Origin of the sequence: Pantoea sp. JKS000250, from assembly GCF_003201065.1 — a bacterium.
Taxonomy (GTDB): Bacteria; Pseudomonadota; Gammaproteobacteria; order Enterobacterales; family Enterobacteriaceae; genus Pantoea; species Pantoea vagans.
In genome coordinates, this window is sequence record NZ_QICZ01000001.1 from 3,071,354 (window position 1) to 3,094,624 (window position 23,271).

Consider the following 23,271-nt stretch of genomic DNA (forward strand, 5'->3'; position numbering starts at 1 on the left):
CGCCTTTCAGCCTCATCTGATCGTCCCCTTGCTACACCTTCCCTGAGTTAGCGGTTATGCTTGTCCGGTTCCACAACAATCAGGGAGAGGGGCATTGAATATTCTGGCGATCATGGGCGCGCACGGCGTGTTTTATAAAGATGAACCGTTACGCGAACTCGACGCGGCGTTAAATCTGCAAGGCTTCCAGCTGCTTTACCCGAAAAACAGTGACGATCTGCTGAAGCTGATCGAACACAATCCGCGTATCAGTGGCGTGATCTTCGACTGGGACGCGCACAACAGTCCGGAACTTTGCGGCGAGATTAATCAGCTCAATGAATACCTGCCGCTGTATGCCTTTATCAATACCCACTCGCAGATGGACATCAGCATCAATGAGATGCGCATGCCACTGCACTTTTTTGAATATGCGCTGAATGCCGCCGACGATATCGCGCTGCATATCCGGCAGTATACCGATGACTATCTCGACCACATTACCCCACCGCTGACCAAAGCACTTTTCACCTATGTGAAAGAGGGCAAGTACACCTTCTGCACGCCAGGCCATATGGCGGGCACCGCATTTCAGAAGAGCCCGGTAGGCTGCCTGTTTTACGATTTCTTCGGGGCCAATACGCTGAAGTCGGACATCTCTATTTCAGTGACAGAGCTGGGTTCGCTGCTGGATCACACCGGCCCGCACCTTGAAGCGGAAGAGTACATCGCACGCACGTTTGGCGCCGAGCAGAGTTACATGGTGACCAATGGCACCTCGACCTCGAATAAAATTGTCGGCATGTATGCGGCACCGGCGGGCAGCACCGTATTGATCGATCGCAACTGCCACAAGTCTCTGACTCATCTGCTGATGATGAGCGATCTGATCCCGATCTGGCTGAAGCCGACCCGCAATGCGCTGGGGATTCTCGGCGGTATCCCGAAGCACGAGTTCACCCGCGAGAGCATTACGCAGAAGGTCGCGACCACCGATCGCGCGACCTGGCCGGTGCATGCGGTGATCACCAACTCCACTTACGATGGGCTGCTCTACAACACCCAGTACATCAAAGAGACGCTGGATGTGCCGTCGATTCATTTCGATTCGGCCTGGGTGCCATATACCAATTTCCATCCGATTTATGCCGGTAAAAGCGGCATGAGTGGCGATCGTATTCCGGGCAAGGTGGTATATGAGACGCAATCGACCCACAAACTGCTGGCGGCGTTCTCGCAGGCCTCCATGATTCACATTAAAGGCGACTACGACGAACAGACGTTTAACGAAGCGTACATGATGCACACCACCACCTCACCCAATTACGCTATTGTCTCCTCCATTGAAACTGCCGCCGCCATGCTGCGCGGTAACCCCGGTAAGCGGTTGATCAATCGCTCGGTGGAACGTGCCTTGCACTTCCGTCGGGAAATCCAGCGCCTGCGCGAAGAGTCTGACAGCTGGTTCTTCGATATCTGGCAGCCGGAACAGATTGACGAAGCACAATGCTGGGCGATCCAGCCCGGCGAAGAAGAGTGGCATGGATTTACGCAGGCCGATCGCGATCACATGTACCTCGATCCGATCAAAGTCACTATCCTGACGCCAGGCATGAGTGAGCTGGGTGAAATGGCGGAAGAGGGGATCCCGGCCGCGCTGGTAGCGAAGTTTCTTGATGAGCGCGGCATTGTAGTGGAGAAGACCGGCCCCTATAACCTGCTGTTCCTGTTCAGCATCGGCATCGACAAAACCAAAGCGATGAGCGTGCTGCGCGGTCTGACTGAGTTTAAACGCGCCTACGATCTCAATCTGCGGGTGAAAAACATGCTGCCGGATCTCTACGCTGAAGATCCCGACTTCTATCGCAATATGCGTATTCAGACCCTGGCGCAGGGGATCCATCAGTTGATCCGCCATCACGATCTGCCGCGTCTGATGCTGCAGGCATTTGATGTCCTGCCCGAAATGAAGATGACGCCGCATCAGGCGTTTCAGCAGCAGGTGAAGGGCAACATCGAAACGGTGGACCTCAGCGAACTGGTCGGGCGGGTGTCGGCCAACATGATCCTGCCTTATCCGCCGGGCGTTCCGCTGGTGATGCCGGGCGAGATGATCACCGAAAAGAGCCGTGCCGTGCTCGATTTCCTGCTGATGCTGTGCAGCATTGGCCGGCATTATCCGGGCTTCGAAACCGATATTCACGGTGCCAGCCTGACGGAAGAGGGCGAGTATCGCGTCCGCGTACTGAAAAACGACCTCGCGTAACCCTTTAAATCACTATCAGCGGCAGGCGGTCTGCGGACAGCCTGCCCCAATCAGGAAATTCACTATGTTGCAGTTAACCGCTATTCACCACATCGCCATCATCGCCTCCGACTATCAGCGCAGCAAAGCGTTCTATTGCGACGTGCTGGGCTTTCGTCTGATGGGCGAAGTTTACCGCGAGGCGCGCGACTCCTGGAAAGGGGATCTGGCCCTACAGGATCGCTATACCATTGAGCTGTTCTCTTTCCCCGAGCCGCCAGCACGCGTCAGTCATCCCGAGGCGTGTGGCCTGCGTCATCTGGCCTTTGCCGTGCCCGACGTGGCCGCTGCCGTTGCGACGCTGGCCGATAAAGGCGTGGTCTGCGAGCCGATTCGCATCGATGAACTGACCGGTAAACAGTGTACGTTCTTTGCCGATCCGGATGGTTTGCCGCTGGAGCTTTATCAGGCGTAAAATAGCGCGCTCAGCGGGCGACATTCAGTGGCCCGATTATCCGGATTCTGCCATGCCTTTGCCCGCTTTTGACGCCCTGTTGCAACCCGATGCCGCGCTGGTGGTTGCGTTCAGCGGCGGACTCGATTCAACGGTGCTGCTGCATCAGCTTCTCGGCTGGCAGCTGCAGCATCCTCAGTCGCACCTGCGGGCGTTGCATGTACATCACGGTCTCAGCCCAAATGCCGATGCATGGGCCGCCCATTGTAAGACGATATGCGAACAGTGGCAGCTGAGATGTGACGTGTTGCGCGTGACGGTGGATGGCAGGGAAAATGGGATTGAAGCAGCTGCCCGCACCGCCCGTTATCAGGCGCTGAGCGCCGCGCTCAAGCCGGGCGAGATATTGCTTACCGCGCAGCACCTCGACGATCAGTGTGAAACCTTTCTGCTGGCGCTGAAGCGCGGCAGTGGTCCGGCCGGGCTGGCAGCAATGCCTTTATCGCGCATGCTGGGTACGCATCAGCTGGTGCGTCCGCTGCTGAATCAGTCGCGACAGTCGCTGGAAGCTTATGCCGACGTCCATCAGCTGGTATGGATAGACGACGAAAGTAATCAGGATCTTCGCTACGATCGTAACTTCCTTCGCCAGCGGCTGCTGCCTGAGCTTTATCAGCGCTGGCCCCATTTTGCTGAGGCAACGGCCCGAAGTGCGGCATTGTGCAGTGAGCAGGAGCAGTTACTGGATGAGCTGCTTGCCGGGCAACTGGCCGAGCTGATCCAGCCTGACGGCAGCCTCTATTTTCCACCTTTAATGAACATGAGCACGCTGCGCGCTAACGCGTTATTGCGCCGCTGGATCGCCGGACAGGGTGGAGCGATGCCATCACGGGATGCGCTGAAGCGTATTCGCGATGAAGTGATGGCGAGCCGGGAAGATGCACAGCCCCGGCTACGCTTCGGCCAGGCTGAATTGCGTCGTTTCCGTCAGCAACTCTACTGGCTGCCGTTATTCACATCGCTGCGCGACACCGAGCTGGCATGGCCCGATATCCGCCAGCCGCTGTCATTACCGCAGAACCTCGGTACGCTGCGTGCCAGCATGTCGCAGAGCCTGTTGCGCTATCCTCTGCCGGATGAGCAGATCAGCGTGCGGTTCCATGCGCAGGGTCAGGTCCATCTGGTGGGCCGCAATGGCGGAAGAGAAATGAAAAAGCTGTGGCAGGAGTTACAGATACCGCCGTGGCAGCGAGAACGGCTGCCGTTAATTTTTTATAACCAGACGCTGGTCTGTGTGCCGAATCTCTTTGTCACACACGCGGGCGCGACCAGTGATCAGCAGGGCTGGCAGATAATCTGGGACAGGGCATCCCGCTCAGGAGAGCAGTAACAATGAAGCAATGGCTTATCGTCTGTTTAGTGGCCGCCGTATTACCGGCATGGGCGGCGGGTGATGCGCAGCGCGGCGCAGAAAAAGCGGCCAGTTGCATGGCGTGTCATGGCGCAGCGGGCAAAGCGGCGGTGCCGCTCTACCCAAACCTGGCCGGACAACACGCCCCTTATCTGGAGCATGCGCTGCAGGCGTACAAAAAGGGCGAACGCAGTGGCGGTCAGGCTGAGGTCATGAAGGCGTTTGTGGCGGGATTAAGCGATAGTGATATGGCGGATCTGGCGGCATACTACGGTTCATTACAACCCTGACGTTTAACAGGGCGGGAAGGTCCCGCCCGGAATACGTGGATTACTCTGCGCTGACCACGACCGTACCCAGTTCGGGATGGGTAAAGCTGGCGATATGGTCGAGACGTAATTCGCGATGCTCACCGGAAAGATCGATAGCCAGATATTCCACATTCTTGCGTGAGAAGATCTCTTTAGCCTTTGCCTTGAGCTGCTCGCCATCTTTCATTTCCAGCGACAGCATCCATTGGTTCTGGCAGGCGAGCTCCAGATTATCGTAATCATCGCAATTGATAGGTTGGTACGCTTCATTTATCAACATAGTCGCTCACCAATAAGTTAGCAGCGGCGTAAGCCGCCTGTTCCCTGACAGAAGAGTTTAGCTCAGTATTTGCGGCAATATCATTAAGCGCCTTTAATGCGCAGCCAATCGCATCCGGTATGTAACCTAAATCCCCGCTGCCGATTTCGGCATATTTCCGGCGAACTAACTCACAATAATTTTGCACGTGGCCCTCCTCAGCAGAGCGTAAATACTCTGGTTAACTGGCGACTATATCATAGCCATTTAGAGGAAATCAGCCTGCGTAAAGCAGGATCAGTGCGCGAATCACTGCTAAAGTGACAGATTCCGCTGTCTGAGACGGAATGAATCAGAGCACAAAAGGTTAATTTGATGAACAGGTTATCGGAGGTCAACGTGATTAAGGTGTGGGGAGCGCGCTAATGATTATGCTATCCCGTTCGGTTGAGATTCCGGAGAGTGAGATCGAGCTGACGGCGATTCGTGCCCAGGGGGCGGGCGGACAACATGTCAACAAAGCCAGTACCGCCATTCATCTGCGCTTCGATATTGCGGCCTCTTCACTGCCTGCGTTTTATAAAGAGCGGTTGCTCACCGCCAGCCATCATCTGATTACCGGTGAGGGCGTGGTGGTGATCAAGGCGCAGGAGTATCGTAGTCAGGAAATGAATCGTGAAGCGGCATTGCAGCGTCTGGTCAATCTGATCCAGGAGTTGAGCACTGTCGAAAAAGCCCGGCGCGCCACGCGCCCAACCCGCGCCTCGAAAGAGCGGCGTCTGGAAGGAAAAGCGCGACGCAGTTCGACGAAAGCGATGCGCGGCAGGGTGCAATAAAAAACGCCCCGCAGGCGGGGCGTTTGTTTCCTGGGCAGGCCCGGTCTCAAAGCAACCGGGCAAACTCTTCAGCTATCAGACGCCCCTCAGGAGAGGCATCTGACCGTTCCTTCAAAGCTTACTTATTCAGAGCCTTCAGCAGGAAATCAACGATTTCATCCTGCTTAATCATCTGCTTCTCACCGGCGCGACGTGATTTATATTCAATCTCCTGATTGTCGAGATTGCGGTCGCCGATGACGATGGTGTGTGGCACACCGATCAGTTCCATATCTGCGAACATCACGCCCGGACGCTCTTTACGGTCATCCAGGATAACTTCAACGCCTTTAGCACGCAGGGTGGCATACAGCTCTTCCGCCAGCTCTTTAACGCGGAACGATTTCTGCATATTCATCGGCAGAATCGCCACCTCGAACGGTGCCAGTGCATCTGGCCAGATGATGCCGCGATCGTCATGGTTCTGCTCAATGGCTGCGGCAACCACGCGGGTGATGCCGATGCCGTAGCAGCCCATGCTCATCACCTGATTACGGCCATCTTCACCCTGAACGGAGGCTTTCAGCGCGTCAGAATACTTAGTGCCGAGCTGGAAGATGTGACCCACTTCGATGCCGCGTTTAATCTGCAGTGTACCTTTGCCATCCGGGCTTAAATCGCCTTCGACCACGTTACGGATATCCGCCACGCTCGCCAGCGGCAGATCGCGCTCCCAGTTAATGCCGAAATAATGCTTACCATCGACGTTGGCACCGGCGCTGAAGTCGCTCATCTTCGCCACGGTACGGTCAGCAATGATTGGCATCTGCAGACCTACTGGTCCGATTGAACCCGGACCGGCACCGACGGCAGCGCGAATCTCTTCTTCCGTCGCGAACACCAATGGTGATGCCACGATAGCTGACTTCTCGGCTTTGATCTCATTCAGTTGATGATCGCCGCGAACCAGCAGGGCAACCAGTGCATGACCGCTCTCTTCAGCACCTTTAACAATCAGCGTTTTCACTGTCTTTTCAACAGGCACACTGAATTGCTCAACCAGCTCCGCGATGGTTTTGGCATCTGGCGTCTCAACCAGCTGCATCTCCTGCGACGGCGCAGCACGTTCACCGGCGGGGGCGACGGCTTCGGCCAGCTCAATGTTGGCGGCGTAATCAGAATCGGTAGAGAAGATCACATCATCTTCACCGCTCTGCGCCAGCACCTGGAACTCATGTGATGCGCTGCCGCCGATAGAGCCGGTGTCGGCCTGCACGGCACGGAAATCCAGGCCCATACGGCTGAAGATCTGGCTATAGGCGCGATACATCGCATCATACGTTTCCTGCAGCGATTCCTGTGAAACGTGGAATGAGTAAGCATCTTTCATGATGAACTCGCGTGAACGCATCACGCCAAAGCGTGGACGCACTTCATCACGGAATTTGGTCTGAATCTGATACAGGTTGAGCGGCAGTTGCTTATATGAGCTCAGCTCATTGCGGATCAGGTCAGTGACTACTTCTTCATGCGTCGGACCCAGCACGAAAGGACGCTCGTGGCGATCGGCAATACGTAACAGTTCCGGGCCATACTCCTCCCAGCGACCGCTCTCCTGCCACAGGTCGGCGGGCTGCACAACCGGCATTAAAATCTCAACCGCGCCCGCGTTGTTCATCTCTTCGCGCACGATATTTTCGACTTTCTTCAGCACGCGAACACCGGTCGGTAACCAGGTGTACAAGCCAGAAGCCAGTTTGCGGATCATACCGGCGCGCAGCATCAGCTGGTGGCTGATCACTTCAGCGTCGGAAGGCGTCTCTTTCTGAGTAGAGAGCAGATATTGAGTAGTACGCATTGATTACGGTTCCAGTTGATCGGAAAGTCACAGACAGAATTTTGCTGGCGGCTAGTGTACCAGCGAGATCACCGGCTCAAAAGCGGGTTTTAACGCGGGTCGATAGCGATCACTTCAGTACCGGCATCGTCAATGCGCCAGCGTACATTAAAATCCATCAGCAAGGCCGCATATTCCCGCTCCTGTGTTTCACCCTGACGGTAAGCGGGACGAGGGTCCTGTGCCAGCACCTCACTGATAAAGCGTGCGAGATTGGGATAGCGCGACTGCTGCTGAAGCTGTTGCTGGGCCAGCGCGGAGAAGCGAACCGGCATATCCGCCGCCGGTGCCGCCTGAGCAAACCCGGCCTGCGCATGAGGCAGCGCTTCGGCAAAGGGCAGATAAGGTTTGATATCCACCACCGGCGTGCCATCGACCAGATCCAGACTGCCAAGCTGCAGGATTACCTGCTGTTTTTCAATCCTGATCCCTTTCAGTTCAACCAGCGACATGCCAATGGGATTGGGACGGAACGTTGAACGTGTCGCAAAAACACCCATGCGCGCATTGCCGCCCAGCCGGGGAGGGCGAACCGTAGGACGCCAGCCGCCTGCCATCGTCTGATGGAAGACAAACAGCAGCCAGAGGTGACTGAAGTCTTCCAGCCCGCGAACGGCTTCCGGCTGATTGTAGGGGGGCAGCAGGTGAAGTTCGCCGCCGCCATCCTGCACCAGACCTGGCTGGCGCGGCACGGCAAACTTCTCTTTCCACGGTGAACGGATTACCCCAATTTGCGCAAAGGCGAATTCACTCATTGATTGCTGACTTTCAGCGCTGAACCCTGGCAGACGGCCTGACGATAGCAGCCCGGCGTGCCGGTGACGATTTCACACTGATGCAGCAGCACCGCATTGGCTTTCATCTGTGAGGCTTTGATCTGCAGACGTTTACGTGCTGTGGCGATGTTGGCCGGGGAGTTCTGATTACTGATCTGGCAATCTTCAGCGGAGACTTCACCCAGATCGCGGAACGGTTTGCTGACCAGATCGGCGGCATCGGTATAGAGCTTAACCGGGGCCGGTCGTACCACGGGTTTGCGGGTCGGTTGGCTGGATTGCTGCGGCCGGGACGGTGCGCTGCTTATCGGGTGATACTCATGAACACACCCTGTCAGCATCAATGCTAACAAGCAGAGCGGTAAAAAACGCATGGCAACATCCTCAGGTTTCAAAAAGTGGCGTTATTGAAACAAGGACGGGAATAAATAACAAGTCGGGCAGGGTACCCAATAACAGAAAGGGCGACATAGCGTCGCCCTTAAAGAGATGAATAGCTGAATTACCAGCCTTTAACCGCGCCGCCGTTAAAGACTTTGTTAGCGGCTTCGTTCACTTCGTCAGACTGGTAAGCCTGAACGAACTTCTTCACGTTTTCCGCATCTTTATTATCTTCGCGGGCAACAATCAGGTTCACGTAAGGTGAATCTTTATCTTCGACGAAAATGCCATCTTTAGCCGGGGTCAGGCCAATCTGGCTGGCGTAAGTGGTATTGATTACGGCCAGTGCGATCTGCTGATCGTCTAATGAGCGCGGCAGCTGTGGTGCTTCCAGCTCAACGATTTTCAGATGCTTAGGATTCTCAGTGATATCCAGTGAGGTTGGCAGCAAGCCCACGCCATCTTTCAGTTTGATCAGCCCCACTTTCTGCAGCAGCAGCAGCGTACGACCCAGGTTGGTCGGGTCATTCGGAATGGCAACCTGTGCGCCATCCTGCAGCTCATCCAGTGACTTGATCTTCTTCGAATAGCCCGCGATTGGGTAGACGAAAGAGTTACCCACTGAAACCAGCTTGTAACCACGATCTTTGATCTGCTGATCCAGATACGGTTTGTGCTGGAAGGCGTTGACGTCGATATCGCCTTTACTCAGCGCTTCATTCGGCAGCACGTAGTCGTTAAACGTGACCAGCTCAACGTCCAGACCATACTTCTCTTTAGCCACTTTCTGTGCGGCTTCAGCAACCTGCTGCTCAGCACCGACAATGACGCCCACTTTAATGTGGTTAGCGTCTTTCTCTTTTTGATCGCATCCTGCCAGCGCAATCGCGCCAATCAGTGCACCCACAGCGGCAATTTTTTTGAATCTGAAAGACATATCCTTTCCTTCTTAATAATGTGAGATTGCTGGCTTACTTATGGGACACTGCACGCACGATGCGGTCGCCACAGAATTGAATGAGATACACCAAAACCACTAACAACACCAATACCGTATTCATCACCGTGGCGTTGTATCCGATATAACCATACTGATAGCCGATCTGACCCAGACCACCGGCACCCACTGCGCCACCCATGGCAGAGTAACCGACCAGCGTAATCAGGGTAATGGTGGCTGCATTCACCAGGCCCGGCATCGCTTCCGGCAGCAGGACCTTACGGACGATCTGCATTGGCGTAGCGCCCATGGCACGTGATGCTTCAATCAGACCGGTAGGCAGTTCCAGCAAGGCATTTTCAACCATACGCGCAATAAACGGTGCAGCGCCAACGGTCAGCGGCACGATGGCTGCCTGCAGTCCGATGGAGGTGCCAACGATAACGCGGGTAAAAGGAATCATCCAGACCAGTAAAATAATGAAAGGAATGGAGCGGAAGATATTCACCAGCGCGGAGAGCACGCGGTACAGCCCCTGATTCTGTAGAATCTGCCCTGGACGGGTGACATAAAGTAAAACGCCGACCGGCAGGCCCAGTACAAAACCGAAAAAGCCTGAGACGAAGGTCATCATCAGCGTTTCCCATACGCCCCGTCCCAGCAACCACATCATCGCTTCAGACATAACCCAGCACCTCTACTTTCACATGATTCTCTTTCAGCCAGGCTATCGCCTCGCGCGTATCGCTTTCTGCGCCGTGCATTTCGGCCAGCATAATGCCGAACTTCACACCACCGGCGTAATCCATCTGGGCACTGATAATGTTGTTATTCACATTGTAACGGCGGGCCGCTTCGGAAAGCAGCGGCGCATCAACTGATTTACCGGTGAACTCCAGTCGCAGCAGGGGCACGGTGCCTTCAGCGGCCGTGGCTGAAAGACGCTGCTGGTAATCATCCGGAATATCCAGATGCAGAGTCGACTGAATAAACTGCTGTGCTAACGGCGTCTTAGGGTGTGAGAACACTTCACTGACGCTGTCTTTCTCGATCAGCTCACCGTGACTGATGACCGCAACCTGATCGCAGATGCGTTTCACCACATCCATCTCATGCGTGATCAGGAGAATCGTCAGTCCAAGCCGGCGGTTGATATCTTTCAGCAATTCCAGAATAGAGCGGGTTGTTGCGGGATCCAGTGCGCTGGTGGCTTCATCACACAGCAGAACCTTAGGATTGCTGGCCAGCGCACGGGCAATCGCGACACGCTGCTTCTGACCGCCCGAGAGATTGGCAGGCCAGGCATCATGTTTATCGGATAATCCCACCAGTTCCAGCAGCTCAGTAACGCGAGCGTTGATCTGGGCGCGGGAGAGATTACCGAGTTCCAGTGGCAGAGAAACGTTGCCCGCGACAGTGCGTGAGTTCATCAGGTTAAAGTGCTGGAAGATCATGCCAATCTGGCGGCGCGCCTGGGTTAACTGACGCTCATTAAGTGCAGTCAGATCGGCTCCGTCGACCAGTACGCGGCCTGAAGTGGGGCGCTCCAGCAGATTCACACAACGAATCAATGTACTTTTACCGGCACCGGAAGCGCCGATAACGCCATAAATCTGTCCGGCAGGCACGTGCAGGCTGACATCCGTTAATGCCGGAATAGTCCGCGAGCCCTGCTGAAATACCTTAGTAATATTTTCTAGTTTAATCATTATGTTATTAATTATCGTGTTGCGTTGTCCGTGGTGTGAGAAGCCTCGTCACTTTTAATTGCTATAAAAGCTGGATGGATGTTAAGGCATCCAGACGTCTGAATCAATGGAAGTGATTCAATCTGACATTCTCCCTTTTATAGCAATCATGCGATACTGATCGGCAATTTTTACAGCAGGAGTTTCTACGTGGCGAATAAAGTCCCCGCTATTTTTCTTGATCGTGATGGCACCCTTAATGTCGACAGTGGCTATGTTCATGAGATCGATGACTTCCAGTTTATTGACGGCACAATTGAAGCGCTGCAGCAACTGAAGGCAATGGGATATGCGCTGGTGGTCGTGACCAATCAGTCTGGCATAGCGCGCGGTATGTTTACCGAAGATACCTTTATGCGTCTGACAGAGTGGATGGACTGGTCGCTGGCCGATCGCGACGTCGATCTTGATGGCATTTATTTCTGTCCTCACCATCCCGAAGCAACAGTTGAAGAGTTCCGTCAGGAATGTGATTGCCGTAAGCCACAGCCAGGCATGCTGCTGACCGCACAGGAAGAGCTGCATATTGATATGGCTGCTTCTTATATGGTGGGCGACAAGCTGGAAGATATGCTGGCAGGAAAGGCTGCCGGTGTTGGCACCAAAGTGCTGGTGCGTAGCGGTAAACCGGTCACGGCTGAAGGTGAAGCTGCAGCAGACTGGGTGATTAATAGCCTCGCAGAGCTGCCAGCACGCATTAAACAGGGCTAAAACGGCGCTTTTGTGCAAATTTCAGACGAACAGCAAAAAAGTCTCAATTTGCACTTGCGCTATCTGAGCCGTTCCCTATAATGCGCCTCCACTGACACGGCAAACCGGAAACGGGAAACGGGTTGAGAGGCACAGGAGACTGCGCCGCCGGAGAAAAACCTCTGAAAAAGAGGTTGACTCTGCAGGAGGAAAGCGTAATATACGCCACCTCGCGACAGGACGCTAACGCACTGTTCGCACTGCTCTTTAACAATTTATCAGACAATCTGTGTGGGCACTCGCAGGATTGATATCAGCGTCTCCGGACGCAGCAAAATATCAAAGCCTCACGAGTGAACACATAATGAAATTCATTATGACGTTTTACAGATGAGCACCGCTTAACTTGTTTAAGCAAATCAAACTTAAATTGAAGAGTTTGATCATGGCTCAGATTGAACGCTGGCGGCAGGCCTAACACATGCAAGTCGGACGGTAGCACAGAGGAGCTTGCTCCTTGGGTGACGAGTGGCGGACGGGTGAGTAATGTCTGGGGATCTGCCCGATAGAGGGGGATAACCACTGGAAACGGTGGCTAATACCGCATAACGTCGCAAGACCAAAGAGGGGGACCTTCGGGCCTCTCACTATCGGATGAACCCAGATGGGATTAGCTAGTAGGCGGGGTAATGGCCCACCTAGGCGACGATCCCTAGCTGGTCTGAGAGGATGACCAGCCACACTGGAACTGAGACACGGTCCAGACTCCTACGGGAGGCAGCAGTGGGGAATATTGCACAATGGGCGCAAGCCTGATGCAGCCATGCCGCGTGTATGAAGAAGGCCTTCGGGTTGTAAAGTACTTTCAGCGGGGAGGAAGGCGATGTGGTTAATAACCGCGTCGATTGACGTTACCCGCAGAAGAAGCACCGGCTAACTCCGTGCCAGCAGCCGCGGTAATACGGAGGGTGCAAGCGTTAATCGGAATTACTGGGCGTAAAGCGCACGCAGGCGGTCTGTTAAGTCAGATGTGAAATCCCCGGGCTTAACCTGGGAACTGCATTTGAAACTGGCAGGCTTGAGTCTTGTAGAGGGGGGTAGAATTCCAGGTGTAGCGGTGAAATGCGTAGAGATCTGGAGGAATACCGGTGGCGAAGGCGGCCCCCTGGACAAAGACTGACGCTCAGGTGCGAAAGCGTGGGGAGCAAACAGGATTAGATACCCTGGTAGTCCACGCCGTAAACGATGTCGACTTGGAGGTTGTTCCCTTGAGGAGTGGCTTCCGGAGCTAACGCGTTAAGTCGACCGCCTGGGGAGTACGGCCGCAAGGTTAAAACTCAAATGAATTGACGGGGGCCCGCACAAGCGGTGGAGCATGTGGTTTAATTCGATGCAACGCGAAGAACCTTACCTACTCTTGACATCCACGGAATTTGGCAGAGATGCCTTAGTGCCTTCGGGAACCGTGAGACAGGTGCTGCATGGCTGTCGTCAGCTCGTGTTGTGAAATGTTGGGTTAAGTCCCGCAACGAGCGCAACCCTTATCCTTTGTTGCCAGCGATTCGGTCGGGAACTCAAAGGAGACTGCCGGTGATAAACCGGAGGAAGGTGGGGATGACGTCAAGTCATCATGGCCCTTACGAGTAGGGCTACACACGTGCTACAATGGCGCATACAAAGAGAAGCGACCTCGCGAGAGCAAGCGGACCTCACAAAGTGCGTCGTAGTCCGGATCGGAGTCTGCAACTCGACTCCGTGAAGTCGGAATCGCTAGTAATCGTGGATCAGAATGCCACGGTGAATACGTTCCCGGGCCTTGTACACACCGCCCGTCACACCATGGGAGTGGGTTGCAAAAGAAGTAGGTAGCTTAACCTTCGGGAGGGCGCTTACCACTTTGTGATTCATGACTGGGGTGAAGTCGTAACAAGGTAACCGTAGGGGAACCTGCGGTTGGATCACCTCCTTACCTGAAGATACCTTCCCGCGCAGTGTCCACACAGATTGTCTGATAAAAAGTAATGAGCAGGACGGCTGCGAAGTCGTGACACTATCGTGTCCCCTTCGTCTAGCGGTTAGGACTCCGCCCTTTCACGGCGGCAACAGGGGTTCGAATCCCCTAGGGGACGCCACCTGCTTGGTGACAGGTGAAAGGTGTCTCCATACAGTATCTCAAAACCGATTTGGTTGCGTAAGCAGCCGGGCCGCGTTTGAGATATTTGCTCTTTAACAATCCGGAACAAGCTGAAAATTGAAACGACGTGTCGTTTTCATTCTCCGTAATAAGAATGAAAAATACGATGCGTTCGAGTCTCTCAAATGCTTACAGCTTACAGCGTTGAAAAACGCCTGTGGGTTGTGAGGTTAAGCGACTAAGCGTACACGGTGGATGCCCAGGCAGTCAGAGGCGATGAAGGACGTGCTAATCTGCGTAAAGCGACGGTAAGGTGATATGAACCGCTACAGCCGTCGATGTCCGAATGGGGAAACCCGGTGCACTCTGTGCATCATTGCAGCATGAATACATAGTGCTGCAAGGCGAACCGGGGGAACTGAAACATCTAAGTACCCCGAGGAAAAGAAATCAACCGAGATTCCCCCAGTAGCGGCGAGCGAACGGGGAGCAGCCCAGAGCCTGAATCAGCATGTGTGTTAGTGGAAGCGTCTGGAAAGTCGCAGGGTACAGGGTGATACTCCCGTACACAAAAGCGCATATGCTGTGAGCTCGATGAGTAAGGCGGGACACGTGGTATCCTGTCTGAATATGGGGGGACCATCCTCCAAGGCTAAATACTCCTGACTGACCGATAGTGAACCAGTACCGTGAGGGAAAGGCGAAAAGAACCCCGGCGAGGGGAGTGAAACAGAACCTGAAACCGTGTACGTACAAGCAGTGGGAGCCTTGATTTATCAGGGTGACTGCGTACCTTTTGTATAATGGGTCAGCGACTTATATTCTGTAGCAAGGTTAACCGTATAGGGGAGCCGCAGGGAAACCGAGTCTTAACTGGGCGTTAAGTTGCAGGGTATAGACCCGAAACCCGGTGATCTAGCCATGGGCAGGTTGAAGGTTGGGTAACACTAACTGGAGGACCGAACCGACTAATGTTGAAAAATTAGCGGATGACCTGTGGCTGGGGGTGAAAGGCCAATCAAACCGGGAGATAGCTGGTTCTCCCCGAAAGCTATTTAGGTAGCGCCTCGTGAACTCATCCTCGGGGGTAGAGCACTGTTTCGGCTAGGGGGCCATCCCGGCTTACCAACCCGATGCAAACTGCGAATACCGAGGAATGTTATCACGGGAGACACACGGCGGGTGCTAACGTCCGTCGTGAAGAGGGAAACAACCCAGACCGCCAGCTAAGGTCCCAAAGTCATGGTTAAGTGGGAAACGATGTGGGAAGGCACAGACAGCCAGGATGTTGGCTTAGAAGCAGCCATCATTTAAAGAAAGCGTAATAGCTCACTGGTCGAGTCGGCCTGCGCGGAAGATGTAACGGGGCTAAACCATGCACCGAAGCTGCGGCAGCGACGCTTATGCGTTGTTGGGTAGGGGAGCGTTCTGTAAGCCGTCGAAGGTGTGCTGTGAGGCATGCTGGAGGTATCAGAAGTGCGAATGCTGACATAAGTAACGATAAAGCGGGTGAAAAGCCCGCTCGCCGGAAGACCAAGGGTTCCTGTTCAACGTTAATCGGAGCAGGGTGAGTCGACCCCTAAGGCGAGGCCGAAAGGCGTAGTCGATGGGAAACAGGTTAATATTCCTGTACTCGGTGTTACTGCGAAGGGGGGACGGAGAAGGCTATATCAGCCGGGCGACGGTTGTCCCGGTTTAAGCGTGTAGGCGGAGGGTCCAGGTAAATCCGGTCCCTTATTAACGCTGAGGCGTGACGACGAGGCACTACGGTGCTGAAGTGATAAATGCCCTGCTTCCAGGAAAAGCCTCTAAGCATCAGGTAACACAGAATCGTACCCCAAACCGACACAGGTGGTCAGGTAGAGAATACCAAGGCGCTTGAGAGAACTCGGGTGAAGGAACTAGGCAAAATGGTGCCGTAACTTCGGGAGAAGGCACGCTGGCGCGTAGGTGGAGGGATTTACTCCCCGAGCCGAAGCCAGTCGAAGATACCAGCTGGCTGCAACTGTTTATTAAAAACACAGCACTGTGCAAACACGAAAGTGGACGTATACGGTGTGACGCCTGCCCGGTGCCGGAAGGTTAATTGATGGGGTTATCCGCAAGGAGAAGCTCTTGATCGAAGCCCCGGTAAACGGCGGCCGTAACTATAACGGTCCTAAGGTAGCGAAATTCCTTGTCGGGTAAGTTCCGACCTGCACGAATGGCGTAATGATGGCCAGGCTGTCTCCACCCGAGACTCAGTGAAATTGAACTCGCTGTGAAGATGCAGTGTACCCGCGGCAAGACGGAAAGACCCCGTGAACCTTTACTACAGCTTGACACTGAACATTGAGCCTTGATGTGTAGGATAGGTGGGAGGCTTTGAAGCGCGGACGCCAGTCTGCGTGGAGCCAACCTTGAAATACCACCCTTTAATGTTTGATGTTCTAACGTAGGCCCGTGATCCGGGCTGCGGACAGTGTCTGGTGGGTAGTTTGACTGGGGCGGTCTCCTCCTAAAGAGTAACGGAGGAGCACGAAGGTCAGCTAATCACGGTCGGACATCGTGAGGTTAGTGCAATGGCATAAGCTGGCTTGACTGCGAGAGTGACGGCTCGAGCAGGTGCGAAAGCAGGTCATAGTGATCCGGTGGTTCTGAATGGAAGGGCCATCGCTCAACGGATAAAAGGTACTCCGGGGATAACAGGCTGATACCGCCCAAGAGTTCATATCGACGGCGGTGTTTGGCACCTCGATGTCGGCTCATCACATCCTGGGGCTGAAGTAGGTCCCAAGGGTACGGCTGTTCGCCGTTTAAAGTGGTACGCGAGCTGGGTTTAGAACGTCGTGAGACAGTTCGGTCCCTATCTGCCGTGGGCGCTGGAGAATTGAGGGGGGTTGCTCCTAGTACGAGAGGACCGGAGTGAACGCACCACTGGTGTTCGGGTTGTCATGCCAATGGCATTGCCCGGTAGCTAAGTGCGGAAAAGATAAGTGCTGAAAGCATCTAAGCACGAAACTTGCCCCGAGATGAGTTCTCCCTGACCCCTTGAGGGTCCTGAAGGGACGTTGAAGACTACGACGTTGATAGGCCGGGTGTGTAAGCGCAGCGATGCGTTGAGCTAACCGGTACTAATGACCCGTGAGGCTTAACCTTACAACGCCAGAGGCGTTTTTGAGAGACACGATTTTCAGCTTCGTTACCGGATAATAGTTGTATCCTGCGGACTGAAGTCCGAAGGATTCTGCGCTGAGGCAAGGCGGCAACCGACCGATGTGAAGGAGCATACTGACGTATGTGACTGAGCAGCGCGAGGGCGGCCAACGCAGCATCAGCACAGAAGACACAGGACAGAGCACAAAGAATTTGCCTGGCGGCTGTAGCGCGGTGGTCCCACCTGACCCCATGCCGAACTCAGAAGTGAAACGCCGTAGCGCCGATGGTAGTGTGGGGCCTCCCCATGCGAGAGTAGGGAACTGCCAGGCATCAAATTTGTTCCTTTTCCTCTGACAGGGAAAATAACGGGAACAGACGGTTATCAGCCGGTTGCTGATAAGCGTGAAAGAATCGGTGGAGCGGTAGTTCAGTTGGTTAGAATACCTGCCTGTCACGCAGGGGGTCGCGGGTTCGAGCCCCGTCCGTTCCGCCACTTAATTGGAAAGCCCTGACTTAACGGTCAGGGCTTTTTCCATTGCAGCAAATAAGCCAGTTCAAAAGACCTCACGTGCGCCACGGCTGCTCAGCTGTCCACTCGCTGAGAAAATCGATAAAAGCCCGCACACGCTGACTCACGCCGATATCGCTGTAGTAGACCGCATTGAAGGGCATCTCGACCGGCAGACGTTGATCGGCCAGCACCTCCACCAGTGTTCCTTCTGCAACCTCACGATCGATCATATAGTCTGACAGACAGGCAATACCATTGCCGGTAAGGCAGAGCTGCTTAATCGTCTCTCCACTATTAGAAGAGATAGCCCAGTCAATATCATAAAGTTCGCCGCTTTCACGTGCGATGGGCCAGCGATTGAGCCTCGGGGATTCTTCAAAGCCAAGACAAGCGTGGTTATCCAGATCGGTTACCTTTTGTGGTACACCGTACTCACGGAGATAGGCTGGTGAGGCGACAACCCTGCGAAAACTGTTAAACAGCAATCTGGCGCGTAGCGTTGAGTCCGTAAGATTGCCGGCACGAATCGCAATATCCACTTTCCGTTCAATCAGATTGATAAAACTCTCTGAGGAGATCAACGAAAGCGTCACCCCGGGATAGCGCTGGCGAAAGGGCTTAACCATCGGCATCAGCAAATGCAGAATAACCGGTGTCGCGGCATCAACGCGCAATAGCCCTTTGGGCTCATGTAAGCTTTCTATCAAATCGCTTTCTGCGGTAGTCATCTCCTGCAAAAAGCGCTGAACATGGCGGAAATAGCATTCGCCTTCCTGCGTAAGTGCCAGCTGTCGCGTGGTACGGGTCAGCAGAGCAATGCCCAGCTTGTTTTCCAGTTTTTTTATGGTTCTGCTGACGGCAGAGTTTGCCATCTGCAACTGCTCAGCAGCGCGGCTGAAACTTCCACTCTCTACTACACTGACAAACACTTTAAGTTCGTCAGAAGATGCCTTCATTTTGCCGCCCTATAGTATCGTATTTATTTAGCTATTTTATGAACGATTATACTGGCATAACCAGTACAGGTGTCCTCAATGATGGCACCGTTGATGTGGCCTGGCTCTGCCTCGTTTAGCTTAGCGAGCTTAAACTAACGCCTTTATTCTGGAAAAGCGTGATGAATTCTGACATTCACCTGCATCCATTGAAACCCCGGTCTAGAATCCCTATAACAGACAGGTGTTAACTGTATTTTTGAATTATCAGCCAGGCGGGAAAGTGCGCAAAAAAACTTATGCAATGCGATATGTAGCAGGACAACCAGTGGAACAGATCTTTCCACCTGGGGCGATGCTCCATCTCGGACAGGCACTGCCCCCCGGCGCACCGTTGCCCGCACATCCAAACCTTAAAGTTCTGGTATGGAATATTTTCAAGCAGCAGCGTGCTGACTGGATGTCAGTGCTGGAAGGATTTGGTAAGGATGCGCATCTGGTGTTACTGCAGGAAGCGCAGACCACACCCGAACTGGTGCAGTTTGCCACCAGTAATTATCTGGCTGCCGATCAGGTGCCTGCCTTTGTGCTGCCTCAGCATCCCTCTGGCGTGATGACGCTTGCTTCTGCCCATCCGGTCTATTGTTGCCCATTACGCGAGCGTGAGCCTCTGCTGAGGCTGTCAAAATCGGCACTGGTTACGGCGTATCCGCTGCCAGCAGGAGAAATGCTGATGGTGGTTAACATCCATGCGGTTAACTTCAGCCTGGGTGTCGACGTCTACAGTAAACAGCTGGGGCCCATCGGCGAACAGATCATGCATCATCAGGGACCGGTAATCATGGCAGGGGATTTCAATGCCTGGAGCCGTCAGCGCATCAATGCGCTCTACCGGTTTGCACAGAGGATGAAGCTGGAAGAGGTGATGTTTACGGCCGATCACCGCCGCAAAGCGTTTGGTCGCCCGCTGGATTTCGTCTTCTATCGCGATCTCAGAGTAAGTGAGGCATCCGTACTGGTGACGCGCGCTTCCGATCATAATCCGTTACTGGTGGAGTTCAGTTCAGGCGGCTAATATGGCGCCGGGCCTGAGAGGGATATGGGTGTGAGGCCTGAATAGCGGCACATGAATAAAAGAAAAAGGCTGACAAATGTCAGCCTTTTCAACGCATCAGGTATCCGGTGTTGCGTTATTATTCACAAACAGCGTTAAGTTATCGCCGGGTTGAATATCTTTCGCACTGTCCAGCACACTGTTCCAGCGCATCACGTCTTTGATATTGACGCCGTGATGACGGGCAATACTGTCAAGAGAATCACCCTTACGAACACGGTAGGTGATGCTGTTGCCGTTATCAGCCAGTCGGGTGCCGTTCGAACCGATGGTCAGTGTCTGACCCGGTCGGATATCAGCACCGCGCAGGTTGTTTTCCTGCTTCAGTGTCGAGACGCTAACGCCAAGTTTAGCGGCGATACCGGAAAGCGTATCACCCCGTCGCACTTTGTACCCGCCACTCGCGCTGGCTTTCGCAAGCTGCACAGGCTGTACCGCTGCGATGTCACCGGAAGCCAGTGAGTTTCGCAATTTCGCGACGTTCGACTTCGGCACCATAATATAGTGCGGGCCGTTTGGCGCTGTTGCACCGCCTTTGTAGCCGGTATTGAAGCTCTTCAGTTTCGTGAGCGACATACCTGCCATTTCGGCAGCCTGCGTCAGCTGTATCTGCTGACCCACTTCCACTCGTGCCAGAGCACGACTTTCATTGGGTGTCGGCAGTTTGATACCGTAACGCTTGTTATTTTTGAGCAGTTCACTCAGAGCTAACATTTTAGGCACATACACGGTCGTTTCGCGTGGCAGCGATAAATGCCAGAAGTCAGTCGGCTTACCGCGCGCCTTATTCTGCTTGATCGCTTTGAGCACCCGTCCTTCACCACTGTTGTAAGCAGCGATGGTCAGTAACCAGTCACCGTCAAACATGGTGTTAAGACGCTGCATCATATCCAGCGCAACTTTCGTGGATGCGACTACATCACGTCGCCCATCGTAATACTGGTTTTGTTTCAAACCATAGTTTCGACCCGTAGCTGCAACAATCTGCCAGATACCAGCGGCATTGGCGGATGAGGTTGCATGGGGGTCAAAAGCGCTCTCCACTATGGGTAGCAGTACCAGTTCCATCGGCATTTTACGTTTCTGTATCTGCTCGACTATCCAGTACATGTACGGCTCTGCCCGTAATGTTACATCGTGGAGATAGCTCTTATTTTTTAAAAATTTACTTTTTTGTTCGCGGATTGCCGGGTTTTCCGGAATCCCCATCTTCAACTCGTCACTAATGAAACTCCAGAGATCTGCGTCTGCTGCGAGGCCAGTTCCATCTTCCTGCCATCGCGGCGACAAAAACTCGTCTCCGTACTTTCCATTTTCACCTTGACCAGCTGAAGACAGACTCTGTGCATGCTGTTCGGGGATATTGGCATCGTTCCTGGACGCCTGACATCCTACCAGCAAGACTGAGGCGAGTAAGATCGCTTTAGCCTTCATGTGTGTGTCAATAGTTCGCTTAAAAGACGAGCAACTATACGTGACGACTTTTCACAACACAACCCGAAAAATCAAAAAGCGTCTTTCTTCTCGCGTAGAACGGCAAATGTCCGCCATACCGGTTCATCAGTAACGTTAACGTTTAATGCCCTTTGCAAATCAATATCTTGCGTACGCAGAAATAAATTTATTGACCGTTCGTGTGCCAGTTTTGTTGGCAGACTAATGCCATTTTCGGCACGTAAGTCCTTAATTTTCTGGTACTCGGCCGTTATTTGCGGGTCATGGGGCAGAATAGCCGCAGCAAACTTCAGATTGGATAAAGTATATTCATGCGCGCAGCAGACTAAGGTTTCTCCTGGATGCTGATTAAGCTTTTGAAACGAATCATACATCTGCTCTGGTGTACCCTCAAAAAGGCGTCCGCAGCCGCCTGAAAAGAGAGTGTCGCCACAGAAAAGATAAGGTGAGCTGTAATATGAGATATGTCCTAAAGTGTGACCAGGGGTATGGATCACTTCAAAGGTCAGGCCCAGTACGGTGACTTTATCTCCTTCGCTGACTATCGTTCTGGCCCCTTTCGCTTCGGTTTCCTGAGGACCGTAAACCTCAAGGTGAGGGAAGTGCTCACATAATGTTTTCACGCCGCCCGTATGGTCGTTATGGTGGTGAGTCAACAGAATCGCGACTGGCTGCCAGCCGTTTGACGCCATTTTTTCTAACACTGGCTGAGCTTCGCCGGGATCAACGATCAGGCATTTACCCTCATCATCATTCAGCGTCCAGATGTAGTTGTCCTGCAACGCAGGAATACTGGTAAGATTCATCATCACCTCTCGCAGGTCGTAGGAAAAGGAAGAGCGTAAAGCATGAAGCCCGCTAAATCACGCCAGGTTCTGAACGCACCGCTGTCCTGGCGCAATATGCCGTGGGGAGATTATTTCCGCGACGCGCTAACGCAGCAGCTTCAGCCTTACCTCGGAAAGCTTTATGGCTTTCATATGCTTAAGCTTGGCAACCTCAGCGCAGAAATCAACACTGAAAACTGTGCTATTTCACATCAGGTCAATGTGGGCAGTGAAGGCGAGCTGTTACAGGTGCGGGCTGACCCGATGCAGTTGCCGTTTGAGTCGAAGTCTATTGATGCCTGTTTGCTGGCCCATACGCTCGCCTGGAGTCAGGATCCTCACCGGGTGCTACGCGAAGTGGACAGGGTGTTAATCGATGATGGCTGGATGATCATCAGCGGCTTCAATCCCTTCAGCCTGCTTGGTGTGAGTAAAATGGTACCGGGATTAACCCGCAAAGCACCCTGGAGCGGGCGGATGTTCAGCCAGATGCGGCTACTCGACTGGCTGGGATTGCTGAATTATGAGGTGGTCTACCGCACCCGATTTCAGGTTCTGCCGTGGCACCGGCAGGGCGGAAAACTGATCAGCGCCCACTTACCGGCGCTGGGGTGTCTGAATATTGTGGTGGCGCGTAAGCGAACCTTCCCGCTGCTGCCAACCCGGGCAAAGAAGAGCCTGAGCACCAGCAAGATCCGCCAGACGGTCAATGCCACGCGTCAGTTTCGCAAGGCAGAGGATCAGGACTCCGCTTTATAGCCGATATCCTCAAAGGCAGGATTTTCGGCCGCGCTGCGGGCCAGCACGTCGCAGCGCTCGTTTTCCGGGTGTCCGGTATGCCCTTTAACCCACTCCCACTGAATCTTATGGGTGCTGAGGGCTAAGTCGAGACGCTGCCAGAGATCGACATTCTTCACCGGCTTTTTATCGGCAGTTTTCCAGCCACGCTTTTTCCAGTTATGGATCCAGCTGGTGATCCCCTGACGCACATACTGACTGTCGGTGCTGAGCACCACATCGCACGGCTGGGTCAGCGCTTCAAGCGAGACAATCGCCGCCATCAGCTCCATCCGGTTGTTAGTGGTAAGGTAATAGCCCGCGCTGAAGGTTTTCTCATGCTGACCGTAGCGTAAAATCGCACCGTAACCGCCGGGACCGGGATTTCCAAGACAGGATCCATCGGTGAATATCTCTACCTGTTTGCGCATCTCTGGTAGACTTCCTCTCAAAAGCGCCAAGTCTGACATAAAA

The 23,271-nt window shown here is 53.8% G+C and carries 20 protein-coding genes, 2 tRNA genes and 3 rRNA genes; 13 read left to right on the forward strand and 12 right to left on the reverse strand.

The window, feature by feature from the left end; genetic code table 11:
- Positions 1-94: 94 nt before the first annotated feature.
- The 4 genes from BY447_RS14420 (at position 95) to BY447_RS14435 (ending at position 4,379) form a co-directional block, all read left to right on the forward strand.
- A complete protein-coding gene (locus BY447_RS14420; protein ID WP_033731640.1) occupies positions 95-2,245 on the forward strand; it encodes a lysine decarboxylase LdcC in 2,151 nt (716 codons plus the stop codon).
- Positions 2,246-2,309: 64 nt separating this feature from the next.
- Positions 2,310-2,699 (forward strand): VOC family protein, encoded by a 390-nt coding sequence (locus BY447_RS14425; protein ID WP_110331401.1) that lies wholly within the window; start codon positions 2,310-2,312, stop codon positions 2,697-2,699.
- Between the two features lie 52 nt (positions 2,700-2,751).
- The gene (gene tilS, locus BY447_RS14430; RefSeq protein ID WP_110331402.1) at positions 2,752-4,068 is read left to right on the forward strand and encodes a tRNA lysidine(34) synthetase TilS; all 1,317 of its coding nucleotides are present in this window, start codon (positions 2,752-2,754) and stop codon (positions 4,066-4,068) included.
- Between the two features lie 2 nt (positions 4,069-4,070).
- Positions 4,071-4,379, forward strand: a complete 309-nt coding sequence (locus tag BY447_RS14435) for a c-type cytochrome (protein ID WP_013356855.1) — start codon at positions 4,071-4,073, stop codon at positions 4,377-4,379.
- Between the two features lie 40 nt (positions 4,380-4,419).
- Here BY447_RS14435 and rof read toward each other — a convergent pair whose 3' ends face one another.
- Both rof and BY447_RS14445 read right to left on the reverse strand, forming a co-directional pair.
- Positions 4,420-4,680, reverse strand: coding sequence for a Rho-binding antiterminator (gene rof / locus BY447_RS14440; RefSeq protein ID WP_013356856.1), 261 nt, complete (start codon positions 4,678-4,680; stop codon positions 4,420-4,422).
- A complete protein-coding gene (locus tag BY447_RS14445; protein ID WP_003852623.1) occupies positions 4,667-4,867 on the reverse strand; it encodes a YaeP family protein in 201 nt (66 codons plus the stop codon). The genes rof and BY447_RS14445 overlap by 14 nt, the downstream gene beginning before the upstream one ends.
- A 217-nt stretch (positions 4,868-5,084) precedes the next feature.
- On the opposite strand from BY447_RS14445, the gene arfB reads away from it, so the two are divergent.
- Positions 5,085-5,495, forward strand: a complete 411-nt coding sequence (gene arfB, locus BY447_RS14450) for an alternative ribosome rescue aminoacyl-tRNA hydrolase ArfB (protein WP_095707659.1) — start codon at positions 5,085-5,087, stop codon at positions 5,493-5,495.
- A gap of 118 nt (positions 5,496-5,613) precedes the next feature.
- Here arfB and proS read toward each other — a convergent pair whose 3' ends face one another.
- The 6 genes from proS to metN form a co-directional block, all read right to left on the reverse strand.
- A complete protein-coding gene (gene proS / locus BY447_RS14455) occupies positions 5,614-7,332 on the reverse strand; it encodes a proline--tRNA ligase (RefSeq protein ID WP_013356858.1) in 1,719 nt (572 codons plus the stop codon).
- A gap of 89 nt (positions 7,333-7,421) precedes the next feature.
- Entirely contained in the window at positions 7,422-8,126 is a 705-nt protein-coding gene (gene tsaA / locus BY447_RS14460) for a tRNA (N6-threonylcarbamoyladenosine(37)-N6)-methyltransferase TrmO (RefSeq protein ID WP_033781942.1), read from the reverse strand.
- Complete coding sequence (rcsF, locus tag BY447_RS14465) at positions 8,123-8,521, reverse strand: Rcs stress response system protein RcsF (protein ID WP_013356860.1); 399 nt, start codon at positions 8,519-8,521, stop codon at positions 8,123-8,125. Before rcsF ends, tsaA begins: the two co-directional genes overlap by 4 nt.
- Positions 8,522-8,649: 128 nt before the next feature.
- Positions 8,650-9,465 carry a MetQ/NlpA family lipoprotein gene (locus BY447_RS14470; RefSeq protein ID WP_013356861.1) on the reverse strand — a complete coding sequence of 272 codons (816 nt, stop codon included), beginning with the start codon at positions 9,463-9,465 and terminating at the stop codon, positions 8,650-8,652.
- Positions 9,466-9,499: 34 nt separating this feature from the next.
- Positions 9,500-10,153 (reverse strand): methionine ABC transporter permease MetI, encoded by a 654-nt coding sequence (locus BY447_RS14475; protein WP_009091958.1) that lies wholly within the window; start codon positions 10,151-10,153, stop codon positions 9,500-9,502.
- On the reverse strand, positions 10,146-11,177 hold the full coding sequence (gene metN, locus BY447_RS14480; RefSeq protein WP_033731647.1) for a methionine ABC transporter ATP-binding protein MetN: 1,032 nt from the start codon (positions 11,175-11,177) through the stop codon (positions 10,146-10,148). The genes BY447_RS14475 and metN overlap by 8 nt, the downstream gene beginning before the upstream one ends.
- 189 nt (positions 11,178-11,366) lie before the next feature.
- On the opposite strand from metN, the gene gmhB reads away from it, so the two are divergent.
- The 6 genes from gmhB to BY447_RS14510 all read left to right on the forward strand — a co-directional run bounded on the left by gmhB (position 11,367) and on the right by BY447_RS14510 (position 17,671).
- Entirely contained in the window at positions 11,367-11,927 is a 561-nt protein-coding gene (gmhB, locus tag BY447_RS14485; RefSeq protein ID WP_061061670.1) for a D-glycero-beta-D-manno-heptose 1,7-bisphosphate 7-phosphatase, read from the forward strand.
- A gap of 406 nt (positions 11,928-12,333) precedes the next feature.
- Positions 12,334-13,875: ribosomal RNA gene (locus BY447_RS14490) — 16S ribosomal RNA — on the forward strand.
- Between the two features lie 88 nt (positions 13,876-13,963).
- Positions 13,964-14,038, forward strand: a tRNA-Glu gene (locus tag BY447_RS14495).
- 230 nt (positions 14,039-14,268) lie between these two features.
- Positions 14,269-17,178: ribosomal RNA gene (locus BY447_RS14500) — 23S ribosomal RNA — on the forward strand.
- Positions 17,179-17,391: 213 nt separating this feature from the next.
- Positions 17,392-17,507, forward strand: a 5S ribosomal RNA gene (gene rrf / locus BY447_RS14505).
- The 16S, 23S and 5S rRNA genes sit together here with 2 tRNA genes alongside, the layout of an rRNA operon.
- Positions 17,508-17,594: 87 nt before the next feature.
- Positions 17,595-17,671 (forward strand) — tRNA-Asp (locus BY447_RS14510).
- A 71-nt stretch (positions 17,672-17,742) separates the two neighbouring features.
- On the opposite strand, the gene yafC is transcribed toward BY447_RS14510, so the two are convergent.
- On the reverse strand, positions 17,743-18,645 hold the full coding sequence (gene yafC, locus BY447_RS14515) for a DNA-binding transcriptional regulator YafC (RefSeq protein WP_110331403.1): 903 nt from the start codon (positions 18,643-18,645) through the stop codon (positions 17,743-17,745).
- Between the two features lie 262 nt (positions 18,646-18,907).
- Between yafC and BY447_RS14520 the strand changes: the two genes are divergently transcribed.
- Complete coding sequence (locus tag BY447_RS14520; RefSeq protein ID WP_033732016.1) at positions 18,908-19,699, forward strand: endonuclease/exonuclease/phosphatase family protein; 792 nt, start codon at positions 18,908-18,910, stop codon at positions 19,697-19,699.
- A gap of 96 nt (positions 19,700-19,795) precedes the next feature.
- Here the strand turns inward: BY447_RS14520 and mltD are convergent, their stop codons facing one another.
- Both mltD and gloB read right to left on the reverse strand, forming a co-directional pair.
- Positions 19,796-21,172: a murein transglycosylase D gene (gene mltD, locus BY447_RS14525; RefSeq protein ID WP_061061673.1), complete on the reverse strand. Its 1,377-nt coding sequence runs from the start codon at positions 21,170-21,172 to the stop codon at positions 19,796-19,798.
- Between the two features lie 71 nt (positions 21,173-21,243).
- The gene (gloB, locus tag BY447_RS14530) at positions 21,244-21,999 is read right to left on the reverse strand and encodes a hydroxyacylglutathione hydrolase (protein WP_033781946.1); all 756 of its coding nucleotides are present in this window, start codon (positions 21,997-21,999) and stop codon (positions 21,244-21,246) included.
- A 42-nt stretch (positions 22,000-22,041) separates the two neighbouring features.
- Here gloB and BY447_RS14535 point away from each other — a divergent pair, with 42 nt between their 5' ends.
- The gene (locus tag BY447_RS14535; protein ID WP_013356868.1) at positions 22,042-22,779 is read left to right on the forward strand and encodes a class I SAM-dependent methyltransferase; all 738 of its coding nucleotides are present in this window, start codon (positions 22,042-22,044) and stop codon (positions 22,777-22,779) included.
- Here the strand turns inward: BY447_RS14535 and rnhA are convergent.
- Positions 22,761-23,228, reverse strand: coding sequence for a ribonuclease HI (rnhA, locus tag BY447_RS14540; protein WP_110331404.1), 468 nt, complete (start codon positions 23,226-23,228; stop codon positions 22,761-22,763). The two genes, BY447_RS14535 and rnhA, sit on opposite strands and share 19 nt — an antisense overlap.
- Between the last annotated feature and the right edge of the window lie 43 nt (positions 23,229-23,271).